This is a genomic window from Natronomonas halophila (assembly GCF_013391085.1).
Taxonomy (GTDB): domain Archaea; phylum Halobacteriota; class Halobacteria; order Halobacteriales; family Haloarculaceae; genus Natronomonas; species Natronomonas halophila.
Genome location: NZ_CP058334.1, coordinates 1899802 through 1915355, shown reverse-complemented (window position 1 = coordinate 1915355; position 15554 = coordinate 1899802). Strand labels below are relative to the sequence as shown.

The 15554-nt window shown below is 66.5% G+C and carries 21 protein-coding genes; 8 read left to right on the top strand and 13 right to left on the bottom strand.

Going from position 1 to position 15554, the window contains the following annotated elements:
• Window positions 1-10: 10 nt before the first annotated feature.
• A complete protein-coding gene (locus HWV23_RS17115; RefSeq protein WP_246282673.1) occupies window positions 11-886 on the bottom strand; it encodes a universal stress protein in 876 nt (291 codons plus the stop codon).
• A 164-nt stretch (window positions 887-1050) separates the two neighbouring features.
• Here HWV23_RS17115 and HWV23_RS10320 point away from each other — a divergent pair, with 164 nt between their 5' ends.
• Entirely contained in the window at window positions 1051-1293 is a 243-nt protein-coding gene (locus tag HWV23_RS10320) for an amphi-Trp domain-containing protein (RefSeq protein ID WP_178290325.1), read from the top strand.
• Between the two features lie 9 nt (window positions 1294-1302).
• Here the strand turns inward: HWV23_RS10320 and HWV23_RS10315 are convergent, their stop codons facing one another.
• From HWV23_RS10315 to HWV23_RS10295, 5 genes are all read right to left on the bottom strand, one after another.
• Window positions 1303-2070, bottom strand: a complete 768-nt coding sequence (locus HWV23_RS10315; protein WP_178290324.1) for a hypothetical protein — start codon at window positions 2068-2070, stop codon at window positions 1303-1305.
• Between the two features lie 101 nt (window positions 2071-2171).
• The gene (locus HWV23_RS10310; protein WP_178290323.1) at window positions 2172-2969 is read right to left on the bottom strand and encodes a ZIP family metal transporter; all 798 of its coding nucleotides are present in this window, start codon (window positions 2967-2969) and stop codon (window positions 2172-2174) included.
• Window positions 2970-3049: 80 nt separating this feature from the next.
• A complete protein-coding gene (locus HWV23_RS10305) occupies window positions 3050-3292 on the bottom strand; it encodes a DUF8015 family protein (protein ID WP_178290322.1) in 243 nt (80 codons plus the stop codon).
• 82 nt (window positions 3293-3374) lie between these two features.
• The gene (locus HWV23_RS10300) at window positions 3375-4169 is read right to left on the bottom strand and encodes a YqcI/YcgG family protein (protein ID WP_178290321.1); all 795 of its coding nucleotides are present in this window, start codon (window positions 4167-4169) and stop codon (window positions 3375-3377) included.
• A gap of 100 nt (window positions 4170-4269) precedes the next feature.
• Complete coding sequence (locus tag HWV23_RS10295) at window positions 4270-4470, bottom strand: DUF7511 domain-containing protein (RefSeq protein ID WP_178290320.1); 201 nt, start codon at window positions 4468-4470, stop codon at window positions 4270-4272.
• A 140-nt stretch (window positions 4471-4610) separates the two neighbouring features.
• On the opposite strand from HWV23_RS10295, the gene HWV23_RS10290 reads away from it, so the two are divergent.
• The gene (locus HWV23_RS10290) at window positions 4611-5060 is read left to right on the top strand and encodes a universal stress protein (RefSeq protein ID WP_178290319.1); all 450 of its coding nucleotides are present in this window, start codon (window positions 4611-4613) and stop codon (window positions 5058-5060) included.
• Window positions 5061-5147: 87 nt separating this feature from the next.
• Window positions 5148-6545 (top strand): permease, encoded by a 1398-nt coding sequence (locus tag HWV23_RS10285; RefSeq protein ID WP_178290318.1) that lies wholly within the window; start codon window positions 5148-5150, stop codon window positions 6543-6545.
• Window positions 6546-6551: 6 nt separating this feature from the next.
• Here HWV23_RS10285 and HWV23_RS10280 read toward each other — a convergent pair whose 3' ends face one another.
• Window positions 6552-6929 carry a DUF7522 family protein gene (locus HWV23_RS10280; RefSeq protein WP_178290317.1) on the bottom strand — a complete coding sequence of 126 codons (378 nt, stop codon included), beginning with the start codon at window positions 6927-6929 and terminating at the stop codon, window positions 6552-6554.
• A gap of 142 nt (window positions 6930-7071) precedes the next feature.
• Here HWV23_RS10280 and HWV23_RS10275 point away from each other — a divergent pair, with 142 nt between their 5' ends.
• Genes HWV23_RS10275 through HWV23_RS10265 form a run of 3 tightly spaced genes read left to right on the top strand, consistent with a single transcriptional unit; the run spans window position 7072 to window position 10074 of the window.
• Window positions 7072-7902, top strand: coding sequence for an alpha/beta fold hydrolase (locus HWV23_RS10275; protein ID WP_178290316.1), 831 nt, complete (start codon window positions 7072-7074; stop codon window positions 7900-7902).
• Window positions 7903-7960: 58 nt separating this feature from the next.
• Window positions 7961-8611, top strand: coding sequence for a helix-turn-helix domain-containing protein (locus tag HWV23_RS10270; protein ID WP_178291646.1), 651 nt, complete (start codon window positions 7961-7963; stop codon window positions 8609-8611).
• On the top strand, window positions 8608-10074 hold the full coding sequence (locus HWV23_RS10265; protein ID WP_178290315.1) for an amidohydrolase family protein: 1467 nt from the start codon (window positions 8608-8610) through the stop codon (window positions 10072-10074). The genes HWV23_RS10270 and HWV23_RS10265 overlap by 4 nt, the downstream gene beginning before the upstream one ends.
• An 18-nt stretch (window positions 10075-10092) precedes the next feature.
• Here the strand turns inward: HWV23_RS10265 and HWV23_RS10260 are convergent, their stop codons facing one another.
• The 4 genes from HWV23_RS10260 to HWV23_RS10245 all read right to left on the bottom strand — a co-directional run bounded on the left by HWV23_RS10260 (window position 10093) and on the right by HWV23_RS10245 (window position 13381).
• Window positions 10093-11406 carry a phosphoribosylamine--glycine ligase gene (locus HWV23_RS10260; RefSeq protein ID WP_178290314.1) on the bottom strand — a complete coding sequence of 438 codons (1314 nt, stop codon included), beginning with the start codon at window positions 11404-11406 and terminating at the stop codon, window positions 10093-10095.
• Window positions 11407-11442: 36 nt separating this feature from the next.
• On the bottom strand, window positions 11443-12024 hold the full coding sequence (locus HWV23_RS10255; RefSeq protein WP_178290313.1) for an LURP-one-related/scramblase family protein: 582 nt from the start codon (window positions 12022-12024) through the stop codon (window positions 11443-11445).
• A 62-nt stretch (window positions 12025-12086) separates the two neighbouring features.
• Window positions 12087-12620 carry a DUF8054 family protein gene (locus HWV23_RS10250; protein WP_178290312.1) on the bottom strand — a complete coding sequence of 178 codons (534 nt, stop codon included), beginning with the start codon at window positions 12618-12620 and terminating at the stop codon, window positions 12087-12089.
• Window positions 12617-13381, bottom strand: a complete 765-nt coding sequence (locus HWV23_RS10245; protein ID WP_178290311.1) for a nucleotide-binding protein — start codon at window positions 13379-13381, stop codon at window positions 12617-12619. The genes HWV23_RS10250 and HWV23_RS10245 overlap by 4 nt, the downstream gene beginning before the upstream one ends.
• Window positions 13382-13500: 119 nt before the next feature.
• Between HWV23_RS10245 and HWV23_RS10240 the strand changes: the two genes are divergently transcribed.
• A complete protein-coding gene (locus tag HWV23_RS10240) occupies window positions 13501-13638 on the top strand; it encodes a hypothetical protein (protein ID WP_178290310.1) in 138 nt (45 codons plus the stop codon).
• A 93-nt stretch (window positions 13639-13731) separates the two neighbouring features.
• Here the strand turns inward: HWV23_RS10240 and HWV23_RS10235 are convergent, their stop codons facing one another.
• Window positions 13732-14370: an NAD(P)-dependent oxidoreductase gene (locus HWV23_RS10235; protein ID WP_178290309.1), complete on the bottom strand. Its 639-nt coding sequence runs from the start codon at window positions 14368-14370 to the stop codon at window positions 13732-13734.
• A 137-nt stretch (window positions 14371-14507) separates the two neighbouring features.
• Here HWV23_RS10235 and HWV23_RS10230 point away from each other — a divergent pair, with 137 nt between their 5' ends.
• Window positions 14508-14843, top strand: coding sequence for a winged helix-turn-helix transcriptional regulator (locus HWV23_RS10230; RefSeq protein WP_178290308.1), 336 nt, complete (start codon window positions 14508-14510; stop codon window positions 14841-14843).
• 19 nt (window positions 14844-14862) lie between these two features.
• Here the strand turns inward: HWV23_RS10230 and HWV23_RS10225 are convergent, their stop codons facing one another.
• Window positions 14863-15525 carry a DUF7095 family protein gene (locus HWV23_RS10225; protein WP_178290307.1) on the bottom strand — a complete coding sequence of 221 codons (663 nt, stop codon included), beginning with the start codon at window positions 15523-15525 and terminating at the stop codon, window positions 14863-14865.
• Between the last annotated feature and the right edge of the window lie 29 nt (window positions 15526-15554).

The following is a 15554-nucleotide window of genomic DNA, read 5'->3' as shown; positions in this document are numbered from 1 at the left end:
GCAGCATAGCCTACCGGACGACGGTCACGGTGACCGGCGACCGATGGACGACGGTCTCAGCGACGCTGCCGAGCAGCAGGCGGTCCAGCCCGGTGCGGCCGTGGCTCCCCATGACGACGTGGTCGAAGCCGCCGGCTGCCGCGCGGTCGGCGATGACCTGCGAGGGGTCGCCCGTCTCGACGGCGGTCCCGATGTCGACGTCGCCCGCCGAGACCTCCCCGCGGACGTCGGCCACCAGTTCGTCGGCCGCCGTTTCGGCCCGCTCGTACCACTCCTCGGATCCGTGGAGGGGTTCCTGCCGAACGTCGATTGCTTCGAGGGCGCTGTAGGCCGGTTCCGACGGGTCGATAACGTGCAGGATGGTCACCGTCTCGGGGTCGTGTTCGGAACACGCGTAGTCGAGCGCTTCCCGGGAGAGCGGCGACCCGTCGACGGGAACGATCATCCGGCGGTCCGGTTCCTCGCTGTCGCCGCGGACGACCGTCACGGGGACGGGCGACCGGCTGACGACCGTCTCGGCGACGCTGCCGAGCAGTATCTGTCTCGCGCCGGACTGACCGTGTTCGCCCATGACGACCCGGTCGAACTCCTCGGCGCGGTTCGGGATGGTCCGGGAGGGCGGACCGAAGGCCGTCTCGGTCGCGACCTCGACGCCGGCCTCGGCCGCGCGGCGGTCGACCTCCTCGAAGAGATCCTCGGCATCAGCGCGTGCGCGTTCGAGTTGCTCCCGCCGGTGGCCGGAGGCCCGCTCGGCCTCCCCGGCGGTATCGACGACCCCGATGACGTGGAGTACCGTCACATCGGCCTCGGGGAATTCGGCCAGTACGTATTCGAGAGCGGCCTTCGACGGCGGGTTGCCGTCTATCGGGATGAGTATGGCTGTCATCGGTGAATCACCGGAACGGTGCCAACAACTACCACGGCGTTATATAAAAATCAGCCGCGGAATCCCGGAATCTGGGAGGCATCAGGACCGCACTCACCGGCGGAATCCCGATATTTGAGACCCGTAAGCCGGTATTTTCCGTCTCACAAACGTATGTTAAACCGATGCCCGAAGAACAACTATTCAAGACCGAGGAACGGCGGACGCGCGCCGACATCGCCGACGCGCTCGTCGACGCCGCCGAGGAAATCGAGGCGGGGACGGTGCAACTGGGAAGCGGAACCGACCGACGGTCCGTCGAGGTGCCCGAGGAGGCGGCCTTCGAGGTCGAACTCGAACGGATGACGGATTCGGAGACCGGCGAAGTGTATCTCGAACTCGAGTACGAACTCTCCTGGACCGAGTAGGCCGGCCGCCTACTCCTCGAGGGACTGCTGTCGCCACGTCGTCCAGTCGTACATCCGCTGGAGTTGGCCACCCTCCTGGCGAATCGCGACGGCCGTATTGAAGAGGAACGCCGCGGCCAGCACGGTCCCGACGAGCCAGATGGCGTCGACGTAGGCGGCGCTCAGGCCGACGACGGACCCACCGAGGTCGACGACGACGATGGCGACGACACAGAGTGCGGCAGGCAGGAGGTGTCGTGTGATGGCCGCAAGCGTCGTCCCCTCGTGGAACCGAACGGTCAGGACGCCGTAGAGAACGGCCCACGCCGAGGCCAGCAGCCAACCGGCGGCGACGACCAGCCGCGTCCAGTCGGCTTCGACGAGGAAGCCGAGCCACCACGCGGCGACGAAGGCGGCGACGACCAGGTAATCGACCCAGACGGGGATGAGTCGGGACCGCCCGTCCGGCGACCCCTCGGCGTGGTAGAGCGCCCGGAGGCCGAGCGCGAGAAACAGGATGAAGAACAGCACCGCGCCGTCGGTAAAGACCGTGAGCCACGAGGCGTCGGCCAGCATGCTCGCGGCGCCCGAGACGCCGTAAATCACCGCGGCGCCGGCAGCAACGGCGATGTACCACCATTCGACAGTATCGGCCGCGAGGACGTACTGGACGTAGCCGACCAGATAGCCGAACAGGACGGCCGCCGCGACGGCGATAGAGGCGTAGGCCAGCAGGTTTGCGGCCGCCATCGTCGCCGCCGGGTCGCCGACCGCCTGCAGGGGCGTGTGCAAGCTCATTGGCTCGACGTGCGTCGGCGATTTATATAATAACACAGGCTAATCCCGGTCCCTGAGAGTCGCCCGGTGGGACGGGGAAGGACGGCGACACGACGCCGGCCTCACACGAACAGCAGCGGAATCATGAGCAGGACGCCGGCGACGACCCCGCCGAGGAGTTCCGGGCGGCCGCCGCGCGGCAGGTCGGCGCCGGTATCCAGCGCCTCGGGGACGAACTCCGAGAGGACGAGGTAAATCATCGCGCCGGCCGCGAAGCCGAACCCGAAGGGGAGGAACCGACGGGCGATGCGGACGAACCCGAAGGCGATGACGGCGCCGACCGGCTGTGGCAGACTCGAGAAGACGGCCCACCAGACCATCTTCCATTCGGGGACCGCCATCGCCCGTAGCGGAATCGCGATGGCCGTCCCCTCGGGAACGTTGTGAATCGAGATGGCGACGGTCATGAAGATGGCCAGCACCGGCACGGTAAATCCGAGGACTGCGGGGCCGGTCCCGAGGTTCAGGTCCGCGAAGGCGACGCCAACGGCGACGCCCTCGGGGAAACTGTGGACCGTCAGGATGCCGAGGATGAGAACGAGTTTCTTGAAATCGGCTTCCTCGTAGTCGCGGGCATCGAGGTCGGCGTCCATCAGCACCTCGTGGGCGACGACGACGAGCACGACGCCGACGGCCATCCCCGCGATGATTTCCAGCGGCGTTCCCTCGGCCAGCCCTTCCTCAACGAGGCCGAACAGCGATGCCGAGAGCATGATGCCCGAGGCGAAGCCCCAGAGGACGACGTTCCACCGGTCGCTGATATCCTCGAAGAAGAAGAACGGTAGCGCGCCGAGACCGGTCGCTAAGGCGGTGATGAACCCGGCGACGAACACCAGCGAGAGGTTAGCGAGGAGTCCCACGGTCGGTCATCGAAGCGAGGTGTACTGTATCGAACGGTTCGGTGACGTGGACCGCGCCGGTTCCGGAGGGCACCGTCGCATCACAGGAAGGCCAAAATCGTCGCGGCCCAGCCGATGCCGACGGCGGCCGTCGCGGTGGCATCCTGAACCGTCGGTTTGACGGGCGGGTTCCGGAAGAGCGCGTCGTACAGCACCACCGTCGAAATCACGCTCGCGGTCGCGAGGCCCTGATACAGCTCCACGCGCGGGTCGAGGCTCGCGGCCGCCCCGAGTGCGAGAACGACGGGGATGACGACGAGGACGCGTCCGTAGCGGTCGGTCATTGACTATAGTCGTATATACGGGCCGCCCACTGAAAAAGCCGTCAGGCAATCCCAGTCAGTGGGACGCGGGGCGCCATCGCGGTCACAGCACGGCGCCTGGTTTCGGGTGCTCGCGGGTGACGGTAATCGGGCACTCGTCGGGAGCCTGCACCTCGTCCTCCGAGAGCATGTACTGCGGCCACTCGCGATCGCCCTCGACGCCCCAGTCGCCGAGGTCGGCGTGCGGACAGACGCCGTCGTAGTCCTCGAGTCGGCCCTGTATCACCTCGCGGGCACGCTGGCCCGCCTCGGTATCGGCAGTCACGTCGAGGTTCTCGAAGAGGGCCCGCGGCTGGAAGGTGATTTCGAGCCCGACGGGACAGTACCGGCTCTTTCGCGTCTCGTAGAAGGGCGCCCGACAGGTCGGGAACATCGGCTTGCCACCGAAGCAGAACTCCCAGTAGGGGTCGTCAGGGCCGGTCGGGATGTCCGCGGGCCACGGTTCGGGGTCGTGGAGATGGAGGAACTGGAGGACGTGCCACAGCGACTCGTGATACTCCGCCTCGCTCAACTCCCGTTCGGGCGGCCGGAAAAAGGTGACCAGCGAGGCCCGTTCGGAGTGGTCCTGATAGGTGTCGAGATACTCCAGCAGCGTGTCCCGAAGCGACAGCAACGCATCCCGGTCGCTCATCGAGGGACACGCCGTGTAGAGGGGGTCGCCTTGCTGGACGGACTCGACGCCGAAAAAGCAGGGAAACGGCGTCCCGTTTCGCTCACCGAGAAGCCCGTCGCTGAACGTCTCCCAGTGCCGCTGGACCCACCGGGGCGCTTCCCCGGATTCGACGCGCTCGACGAGTGTCTCCTGATCCAGAAGCGATTGCATGCCCGGCTCGTTCATGTGGGATCACCTTTTGGCCGCATCGAAGTGATGTTTTCCGTTTCGGTCGGCAGGCCTGCGTTCGCGCCGTATCCGTACCGATGGAGTGGGTTTCGAGCGGTCACTGCCACGCCTCGAGGTCGACGACGCTGGCCCGGTCGGCGGTGAGCCACGTCGTCTGCCGCTCGGCGGCGTCCGCATCGCGTGGCACGAATGTGTACGCCTCCGGGCGCCCGGAGGCGTCGCTGCCGAGGACTTCGAGGGTCTGTGGCTGGAACTCGGAGGGGCTGTCCCGTTCACGTCGACCGAACGTGTCCGTCATCGTCAGAGGATGCTTCCGGCCCGATACATAAAACACCGGACGGTCATTCCCGGATGGCGAGACCGACGGCCGGCGCCACAGTCTCAGGGCGTGGGACGCGGCCCGGATTTATAATCCGCTGGCGGCCGTATCCTCGGGTGATGTACGACCGCATCCTGCTGCCCACGGACATGAGCGCGGGTGTCGACCGCGCTATCGAGCACGCTATCGACGCGGCACGGCGATACGACGCCGAACTGCACGTCCTCTACGTCGTCGACGCGGAGGCCTACAGTTCCTACCCCGGCGACGAGTACGTCCACGAGTTCGAGGGGCTGGAGACGGCCCTCGAACAGGCGGGTCAGGAGGCCGTCGAGTCGATTACCGACCGTGCTCTCGAAGAGGGCGTCGACACCGAAGCCGTCGTGCGACACGGCGTCCCCCACGAGGAAATCCTCGAATACATGGACGAGGCCGACATCGACCTGACGGTTATCGGCTCGAAGAACCGCTCCGGCCAGTACCGACGGCTGCTGGGCAGCGTCGCCGACCGTGTCGCCAACATGGCCGAACGGCCGGTCACCATCGTCAAGACGCCCGTCGAGGCGTAGCCGGCTTCGGAATCGAACGTTTATCCCCGGTTCGAGTTCAGTTTGTAAGGCACAACTGCATTAGTCGATACGGTCCTACCGTGACATATGGCGGTACCCGTCGGCGACGTCTTCGAGGCGCTTCGCATCGGTGTCGGCTTCCTGTGGACCGCGGCGTGGGCCATCATCATCGGCCTCACCGTCACGAGCCTCGTGCAGGTGTTCGTCTCCAAAGAGCGGATGGGCGAACTGCTCGGCGACGGCGACCTGACCGGCCTCGCGCGGGCGACGGCCTTCGGCGCCGCGAGTAGTGGCTGTAGTTTCGGCGCCGTCGCCATCGGCAAGGGCCTCTTCAAGAAGGGCGCCCACGTCGTGAACTTCCTGGCGTTCATGTTCGCCTCAACGAACCTCGTCGTCGAACTCGGATTGATGATTCTCATCCTGCTTGGCTGGGAGTTCCTGCTGGCCGAACTGCTCGGCGGCCTCGTCCTCATCGTCGTGATGGCCGGCCTCGTCCACCTGACGCTGCCCGAGAACCGCTTCGAGGAGGTCCGCGAGGCGCTCAACGAACGCGAACACGAGGCCGGCGTCACCGAGGACCCTACCTGCGGCATGGAGGGCAAAGACGAGTACACCATCAGAACCGACGGCGGCGAGACCCTGAAGTTCTGCTCGGAGGGCTGTCTGGAGACCTACCGCCAGCAGGCCGCAAGCGGCGGCGGGTGGCGCGATGAACTCCGCTCGTGGGGCGGGTGGTACAAGGTCGCAAACCAGTTCCGCAAGGAGTGGTCGATGATTTATAAGGACATCGTCGCGGGCTTTCTCATCTCCGGGTTCGTCATCGTCTTCGTCCCCCAGCGGGTCTGGAACGCGCTGTTCCTGCAGGGCGACGGCCTGCTGGTGACCGCCGAGAACGCAGTGATGGGCGTGACCATCGCCGTCATCAGTTTCGTCGGGAGCATGGGCAACGTTCCCTTCGCCGTCGCGCTGTGGAGCGGCGGCGTCGGCTTCGCCGGCATCATCGCCTTCGTCTACGCCGACCTCGTCACGGTGCCCGTCCTGAACGTCTACCGGAAATACTACGGCTGGGGCGTCATGCTCTACATCCTCGGCGTCTTCTTCGTGACGATGGCCTTCGCCGGCTTCCTCATGGAGGTGCTCTTCGAGTGGCTCGACATCGTCCCGAACCTCTCCGGCGGCCTGACGGCGACCGAACAGACGTATTTCGCCCTCGATTACACCCTCGCCCTGAACCTCATCGCCTTCGCCTTCGTCGGCTTTCTCGCCTACGTCTATCGACGCGGCCTCGGCGCGCCCGGCGAGTACCGCGACCCGGTCTGTGGGATGCGGACCGACGACGACGGCCCGAGCGCCACCCACGACGGGACGACCTACTACTTCTGTGCCGAGGCCTGCAAGGAAGCCTTCGAGGAATCACCCGAGCAGTTCGCGGACGGATCGCCCACGGTCGACGAGGGGAGCCACGGGCACGACCACGGCCACTAGGGTGGCCTACTCGACGTCCTCCAGAACCTCACGAACGGCGGTGGCGGCCTCCTCGAACCGGTCTCGGGCCATCGGGTCGGTGGTGACGAAGACGCCGTGGTCGCCCTCGATGACCCGAGTGAGGTAGCCGTGTTCGAAGGCGCGCATGGTGAACTGGTACGCGCCGAGTTCGGTGTTCTGGTAGCCAGTCTGGGAGCGGAACCCAAGGCGTTCGATGTCCGCGAACCCGACCAGGTCGGCCTCGGCCTCCAGGTCCTCGCGAAGGTACAGTTGGTCGACCGACTCCTCGGTGAAGTGGACGATGCTTCGCAACTCGTCGCCGACGGTGGTTCGAACGGCGCTGACCAGTTCCGACGCAACCGCTTCAGGGAGCGATTGTGCCATGTCCGAAGTGTCGGCCGCCAGCCACAAAAACGACGGGTGCCCTGGGTACCCGAGCACGTCGGCCGCCGGTCGGACGCCTATTTATAAACCGCCGCATGCATCCGGCAGTATACACTCGCCACCGGAACGCGTATCCGGAGGTATGAGACGGGTTTCACTCGACGGCGACCGGCAACTCGCCTACGCCGAATACGGCCGTTCGGACGGTACGCCGGTCGTCTTCCTCCACGGCACGCCCGGGTCCCGACTGCTCGGACGGCTACTCGAACCCGCCGCCGAGGACCTCGGAATCCGGGTGCTGGCACCCGACCGCCCCGGCTACGGGCGCTCCTCGCCGTGGGCCGAGCGGTCGGTGCGCGATGCCGAGGCCTTCCTCACGCCGGTCCTCGACGACGCCGGCGTGGAGTCGGCAGGCGTCGTCGCCTTCTCCGGCGGCGCCCCCTACGCGCTCGCGGCGGCCGCGACCCGGCCGGACCGCATCGACCGAATCGACCTCGTCGCGGGGGCGACACCGCCCGCCCTGAGCGAAGCCACGCCGGCGATACAGCGGCTGCTCGGACGACTGGCGACGACGACACCGGCCGCGCTCCGCGGGCTCTTCCGGGGACAGGCGTGGCTGGCGAGTCGCCTCGCCCCGTCGTTCGTGCTCGCGCAGTACACCGACGACGCCGAGTCCGTCCCTGATGCCGCCGCCGAGACGGTCAAGGCGGATTTCGTCGAGGCGTTCGCCGACTCCCGCCGCGGCGCAGTCACCGAGTTTCGGCACGCGACGACGGACTGGGGAATCGACTTCGCGGACGTCACGGGCGACGTCCGCCTCTGGCACGGCGACGCCGATGCGAACGTCCCGATAGCCGACGCGCGCCGCCTCGAAACACAGCTCCCGAACGCCGAGTTGCGCGCCCTCAACGATGCGGACCACCTCCAGACGCTCCTCCGGAGCGTTCCCGACGTGCTCGCCACCCACCGATGACGGGCGGGGACCCACGGTGATTGATGTGTTGGGTGGGCGAACGGCCGCCGATGGCGGCATGAAACGCATCCAGTTCTCGGTTACCTATCCGGACCGGCATCTCCACCCCCTCCAGCGGCACATCATGGCAGGGACGCCGATTACCCGGGCCGAACTGTTGACGTGGAGTCCGACGGCCGAAGCGACGACGCTGTTCTGGTGTGACGGCGACCGGGAAGCGACCGAGACCGCCATCGAAAGCATCGATTCGCTGGTGGTCAGCAACGTCGTCCCGGAGGCCGACGGCACCTACGCGTTCCTCCAGCAGGGCGACTACGAGTTCTCGGCGGCCCTGCTGGAGGCAATCGCGGAAGCGCAGGTCGTCTTCATCCCGCCGGTCGTTTTCCACGAAACGGGCGCGGTTCGGTTCGAGGCGGTCGGCGAAGCGGACGCACTCAGTACGTTTCACGAGAGCCTCTCGGAGTTCGGCGACCTCACTATCGACGCGGTCCACGAGTTCGAGCGGGCCCACTCGCCGTCGCGACTGACAGACCGACAGCAAACGGCGCTGGAGGCGGCGGTTTCGGTCGGCTACTACGAGGTTCCCAGAGAAGGAACGGTTGCGGACGTCGCCGACGTCATCGACTGTTCGACGAGTACCGCGGGGGAACTGCTCCGGAAAGCCGAGGCGACGGTAATCGAACACTACAGGACAGGGGGACGGCGATGACGGGAGATATCCTCGTTCACGACGCGCTCGTGTTGCCCGTCGACGGCGAGAACCGACTCTTCGAGTCCGGAACCGTCCGCATCGAGGACGGCCGAATAGCCGAGGTTCGGCCCACCGAGGCCGGCGACCGCGACGCCGACGCCGACGTCGTCATCGACGGCGAGGGGTCGCTGGCGATGCCGGGACTGGTCAACGCACACACCCATCTCGAACTGACGCCGCTTCTGGGCGCGTTCAGCGACCTCGGACTGCTGGAGTTGATGGGGAGCATGACGGCCCTGTATGCGCAAATCGCCGACGGCGAGTTCGACTACCTCGTCGAGGCGGGGTACGACCTCGCCGCGCTCAACTTCCTCGTCGGCGGCGTCACCACGGTCAACTCGATGGACATCGACCCGCAGGCGGGCGCCGAAACCTTCGGCGAGGCCGGCCTGCGCGGCTTCTTCGGTCCCGCCGTCACGGACCTGTTCTGGGACGTTCCCGTCGACGAGCAGTTCGACCGCGCTCGGGCGTTCATCGACGAGTACCACGACACCTACGACGGACGAATCCGGGCGACCATCTGCCCGCACGACGACTGGTCGTGTTCGCGGGACCTCTGGGAACGAATCAGCGCCCTCGCCGCCGAGTACCCGGACCTGCTCGTCCACACCCACCTGCTCGAACTCGACGAGAGCGACACGATGGCGCGGGCAAACGGGGCGGACGACTCCCTCACGCTACTCGACGAGGTGGGACTGCTCGACGACCGACTGGTGGCGGCACACTTCCGGGTCGCCGACGAGGCGGACATCGAACGGACTGCGGCGGCCGGCGCCTCGGTCGCACACTGCCCTTCGGTGTTCGCCTACTGGAACCCCGGCCCGGAGATGCAATGGACGCCCGTCCCCGAACTCCGGGCGGCCGGGGTTGACGTCGGGTTGGGTATCGACGACCACTACTGGCACGACTCCTACAGCCTCTTCGGTGAGGCGCGACAGGCCCGCCTCGCGGCCAACCTCAAGCGAACCGCGGGACAGTACTCCTCGATGGAACTGGTGCGGATGCTCACCGTTGAGGGCGCCCGCGCGCTCGGCGTCGGCGACGAACTCGGGAGTCTCGAACCCGGAAAGCGGGCGGACGTCGTCCTCCTCGATATCGATGCGCCGAAGTTCACGCCGATGACGAACGCCCCGGCGAACGTCGTGAACAACGCGGCGCCGGCGGACGTCGAGACGGTCATCGTCGACGGCGAGATGCTCCTGCGCGACGGCGAGGTCCGAACGCTGGATGCCGACGCGATTCAGCGCCGCGCCGAGCAAGCCGTCGAACGCTTCGCCGCGGAGACGGACTGGGACATCGACGCCGGGGGTAGCGACCCGCCCGGTACCCGACAGGTACTCCGGGACCTGCCGAAGCGGGGGCCGGTGCGACTGCTCGGCCGCCTCGCCCTCCAGTCGGTCGAGGACGTCTTCGAGTACTGAGAGGGGGCGATACTCGACTCAAGCCGGGCCGAGATAGCCCCACGCCTGCAACCGGTCGCCGTCGCCGTCGGTCCAGCGCTCGCCGATGTCGTCCCGGTAGTAGAGGTTCGGAATGACGATATCGTCGATGCGGCCGTAAGCCTGCTCGCGGGCTTCACCCATCGTCTCGCCCTTGCCGGTGACGACGAGCGGCATCCCGTTGTCACCCGCGACGCGCCACTGACCATCGACGTTCTTCGCGTCCTCGATGTGGATGCCCTCGCGGCTATCAGTTTCAAAGACCACCGCCGCATTCCGGGAGTTCTCGTCGTAGGTCTCCTCGTCGTCGAAGGGGAACGGCGGCAGGACGACCCGGACGCCGACCTGATAGCCGCTGTGGACCCGCAGGTCGGGGTCGTTGCCGTGGGCGAGGTCGTAGAAGAACTGCCCGGTCGGCGACTCGAAGGACTCCTCCTGCAGGGTGATAGTGGGATAGCCGAACCGCGGGGTGAACTCCAGCGGATAGACGCCGTTGGCGTTGACGATGCAGTTGACGTCGATGCTGCCGACGTAGCCCTCGTCGGCCAGCCACTCTTCGAGTTTGCCGAGCGTGCGCGCAAAGAGGTTGTTGCGGCCCGACCAGAACATCGAGGTACCCATCTCACCCGTTTGCGGGCCGATGTTTCCGGGGAAGAGCTTCTTGTGCTCGAAGTTGAAGTTGATGGGTTCGACGAACTCGTCGCCGTTGAAGAAGCCGCAAATCGCGACTTCGACGCCCTCGACCTTCCGCTGCAGTTGGAAGCCCTTCATCCGGTGGCCCCAAGCCTTCTTGTAAGCCCGGAGGACGTCGACGACGTCGCCGCCGTCGTCGTCGCGGCCGACGTAGAGCAGGCGCTTGACGTTCTGGACCTCGCCGAGCGGCTTGATGACGTAGGGAGCGGGGTTCTCCTGGACGAAGGCGATGGCCTCGTCGAAATCCGAGAACTCCCGGTGTTCGAGTGTGTTGACGCCGTTTTCCTCCAGCACTTCCATCGCGTAGCCGCGGTCCTCTTCGAGGCTGTCGGTGGTGGGCGTCCCGCCGACGACGGCCTTGCCTTCCGCGCGGAGTTCCTGAGCGATTTCGCCGGTGCCGATGTCGCTACCGACCCAGATGTCGTCGAAGATGATGACGTCCGCCCACTCGGTTTCGGCCCGCCAGTCGTCGGTTTTCGGGACGAAGCCGTCGGCGATTTCCTGGTCGCTTTCGGCCTCGATATAGTACTTGACGTCGTGGCCTTCCTTGTGGACCTGCCAGGCGATATCGCCAATGAGGGCGGCGTCCAGCGAGCAGAAGAGGAAGTTCTTCGAATCCATACTCTGGAGACGCTCGCCAGAGGGTAAAGCGTGCCGTCAGTTGTTCTGGATGGCGTCGATGACCATCGCGGCGGCGATAACGGCCTCCTTCGGGACGGAACTCGCGTCGTCGATGGTGATTTCGTAGCGGTCGCGAATCGACAGTTTGCCGTTGATATTGCCGACGTGGGCGCCGTCGGCGTCGGTGATTTCGTACTTGTGCGGAATCAGTTCGCCGAACGGGAGGTTGTTGCGCGCGAGCGTCACCAGCGCGCCGCGGGAGTCGATTCGCGCGATAGCGGCCTCGGTGTCGGCATCCCGAATCGTCCAAGTGTCCTGAAACATCGAGAAGTCGTTATCGAGGATGACGAGGTCCTCACCGGTCCGGGCATCCGAGAGAACGTAGTTGCCGGCGACGTCCATGACGCTGCCGGCCTTGACGGTGAAGACCTCCTCGCCGTCGGCGTCGACGAAGGGGAACTCCTCTTTGAGTTTGAACATCTTCTGCTTGCCCCGGAGGACGGTGTTGCCATCGCTGTCGGAGGCGGCGTACTTGTTCCGAATCAGGCTCTGTTCGACGACGTAGCGGTCGCCGGAAAGGTCCAGCCCGCTGATGTCGATGTCGTTGGAGGGTGCCATACCACCTGTGCGTGGGCCTTCGGTTTTGAACCTTCGGCCGATACCGGACCGTCGTCGCCCCCCTACTCCTCGATGGCGTCCTCGAAGCCCCAGTCTTCGGCGCGGGCCGCCGCCTCCGAGCGCGCGGACTCGCGGATGTCCTCGATTGCGGCCTCGTTGTCGAGGAACGCGTCGAGGGCGCCGTCCGCCTCGGCGTCGTCCTCGTCGGTCGCCTTCCGGACCCGGTCGGCCAGCGCGCCGTCGCCGGCCAGTCGCTCGGCGGCCATCCCCGGCGGAACCCGGAGGCCCTCGGTTTCGTGGGCCACCCCCAGATGCGTGGCATCCAGCGCGTAGAGTTCGAGGCGATACGGGCCGGGACCGATATCGGCCAGCGCGGCGGGGCCGCCGCGGTCGGTGCCGGCGTGGTAGGCCAGCGTCGGGACCCCGGATTCGAAGGTGAGAACGCCACGGTCGGCGTCGGTGCCGTCCGCGCCGAGCAGGGCGTCCCGGGGCGCGAGGACCGCATAGCCGTCCAGTCGGCGGTCCAGCACGTCTTCGAGGGCGGGCGCGAGGTCCGTGACGACCCGCGAGCGCAGAAGGTCGCCCTCGGGAATCATGGCGGGTCGGGGATGACCGCGGTGCGGAACCGCTCGGCGACCGCGTCGCTGTCGCCGTCACGGACGTCGAGTGCGGAGGCAGCCTCCCGGTAGGCGGCGGCCGCCGGTGTCTCGGGTGCGTGAGCGAGCAACGGTTGGCCGGCCGCCCGTGCCTCCCGGACGGCGTCGCTTTCGGGAATCCGTGCCAACTGCGGCCCCTCGAAGTAGCGGTCGGCCTTCTCGGCGGCGTCGTCGATGTCGCCCGTGACTCGGTTGAACAACGTGCCGGCGATATCCGAACCGTACGAGAGGGCGTACTCCTGAACCTTCAGGCCGTCCGAGATGGCCGGAATCGTCGGCTGGAGGACGACGACCACGCGGTCCGCGAGGACGATTGGAAGGACGGCGCTTTTGGAGGCCAGCGTCGCTGGCGAGTCCAAAAGGAGGACGTCGGTGTCAGCGGCGAGTTCGGCGACGGCGTCCCGGAGGCGTTCGGGGTCGGCGGCCTCGAAGGCCGCAAGCGAGGTGCCGCAGGGGACGACACGCATTCCGAACCGCTCGTAGGTCGCGTCCTCGACGGGTGCGCCGCCGTCGACCAGCACGTCGTGGAGCGTCGTGTCGGCCTCGGCGAGGCCGGTATGAAAGAGCAGGTTCGCCATCCCGGTGTCGGCGTCGACGACCGTGACGTCGTACTCCTCGGCCAGCGCCATCCCCAGGGCGAGCGTGCTCGTCGTCTTGCCCGTCCCGCCCTTCCCCGACGCGACGGCGAACGCCTCGACCATTACTTTCGACTGTTTCGTATTCGGATATAAGGCTTCGGATGCCCGCCCGACAATACTTGCCGCATCTTTGACTAACAATCATGAAGGTTTAAGACTATGCACATTGTGGATGGTAGTAGATGACCCCCGACGAGATCGAACCTATGGTCCCGGTCATGCCGCAGGACGAAACCACCACCATCCGCGCCGACGGCGGCCAGCTCAAGCGCTACGACGCCGACGAGGTAGAAGCAGCGCTCGTCCCGGACCTTCGATAACGTCCGCTTTCATTCTCGTTTTGCCGTCCCGTCGAACCGCATAGCGTTCGGTTCGGGCACGCGACGCCACGATTGGATGGGTAGCTGCCGCGCTCAGTACCCGGTGCCGAGATAAGTGTGGACGGCGTTTTCGCTTTCGAGTTCGTCCACGAGGGCGACGGCGAAGTCCTCCATCGAGATGTAACTGTCCCCCTCCTCGTCGGCCACGAGTTCGCGGTCGGCGGTCCGGTACTCGCCGGTTCGCTCGCCGGGTTCGATAAGCGCGGCCGGCGCGACGTACGTCCACGCCAAATCGTCGGCCTCGCTGAGGATGTCGTAGGCCTCGATGGCCACGCGGGCGACCGGCTCCCACTCCTCGGGGAACTCCTCGGTTTCGATGAGCAGCGTCTCCGGGCCGACCTTGAGGCCGCCGGCGCCGCCCGTCCAGACGAGGCGGTCGACGTCCGCGCGGCGCAGCCCCTCGATTACGGCCTCGATCATGTCCGTGAGGATGTCGGGGGCTGCGTCGCCGCTCGGACCGAGCGTCGACACCACGGCGTCGTGGCCCGTCGCGAGTTTCGCCACGTCGTCGGGGTCGGTCGCGTCCCCGGCGACGGCGACGAACTCGTCGTCGTCGATGTCGTCGACGGTCCCGCTTCGGGAGACGCCGGTGACGGCGTGGCCGCGGTCGAGGAGTTCCGTCGCTGTTCGTTGGCCGATTCGTCCGCTCGCGCCGAGTAGTAGTACGTCCATGGTAGTGAGGTGCGTCGCTGCTAGCTGTCGTCCGATGCCGTGATGATGCCCGCGCGCTGCGGTTACATCATCATACCTGGTCAAGGACCGAGACCGTAATATAGGTCAGCGAACGTTCGTCTGACCAGGTCACACAGATGTCATCGGATGCTACGCTCGAAGCGAAATACGACGGTTGTCCGGTCATCAAAACCCTCGAAGAGGTCGGGTCCCGCTGGCGGATGACCGTCATCCACGTCCTCCGTGAGGGCGAACTCCGGTTCAACGAACTCAAGCGGGCGACGGGCGCGAACTCACAGACGCTGTCCCGCGTGCTCGATGACCTCGGGGAGAAAGGATACGTCGAACGCCGCGTCGACGAGGGGAGCCCGGTCGCCGTCTACTACTCGCTGACGCCGAAGGGGCGGGAACTCCTCTCGGCCTTCGACGAAATCTCCGAGTGGGGCGAAAAGTGGATTCTCGACGAGGAGTGACCGCCGAGCCAAGCACCGCCTACACCACGTCGCCGCGAACCGTCACGCCGTCCTGCTGGTCCTGATAGGCCCGCAGTTCGTCGGCGGCCTCGTCCGCTTCGTCCTCGTCCATCCCGAGCATCTCCAGAGAGGCCGACAGCGTCGGGAAGACGAACTCCCCCTCCTCGAGTTTGCGGAACGCTTCCTCGCTGACCTGTCCGCCGTCCTCGTCGTCGACCCACAGACAGGCCGCCCGCGGGTCGAGCAGTTGCGTGTAATCGTCGCGGGCGCGGGCGCCCTTGAGCCGCTGGGTGACGTTGTTCTCGAAGCCGGTATTGCACACTTCGAGGTGGATGGGTTCGTCGTCTTCGAGCAGGTGGGCCGCGAGGCATTTCTCGGGAGCGACGTGGCCGTTGGCGTTCGCGCGAACGTACTCCGGGAACTCCTCGGCCCACGCCGCGGCGACCGTCTTGCCGACCCCCGAGACGCCGAGGCGTTTCTCGAAGTCCGCCTCGCGGTCGGGTTCGTCCTTGAACAGCAGGTCCTTCGTGACGTAGACGTCGAGGCGCTCGATGGGGTCCATCCCCAACACGACGTCGCCGTAGACCCACACCTCGCGGACGGGGACGGCCATCGGTTCGGCGCGAACCGTCTCGACGATTTCGCGCAGGCGGGCGACGGCCTCCTCGCGGCTGAAACTCATCGGCAAGCGGTAGTCGGCCACGAGGCAAA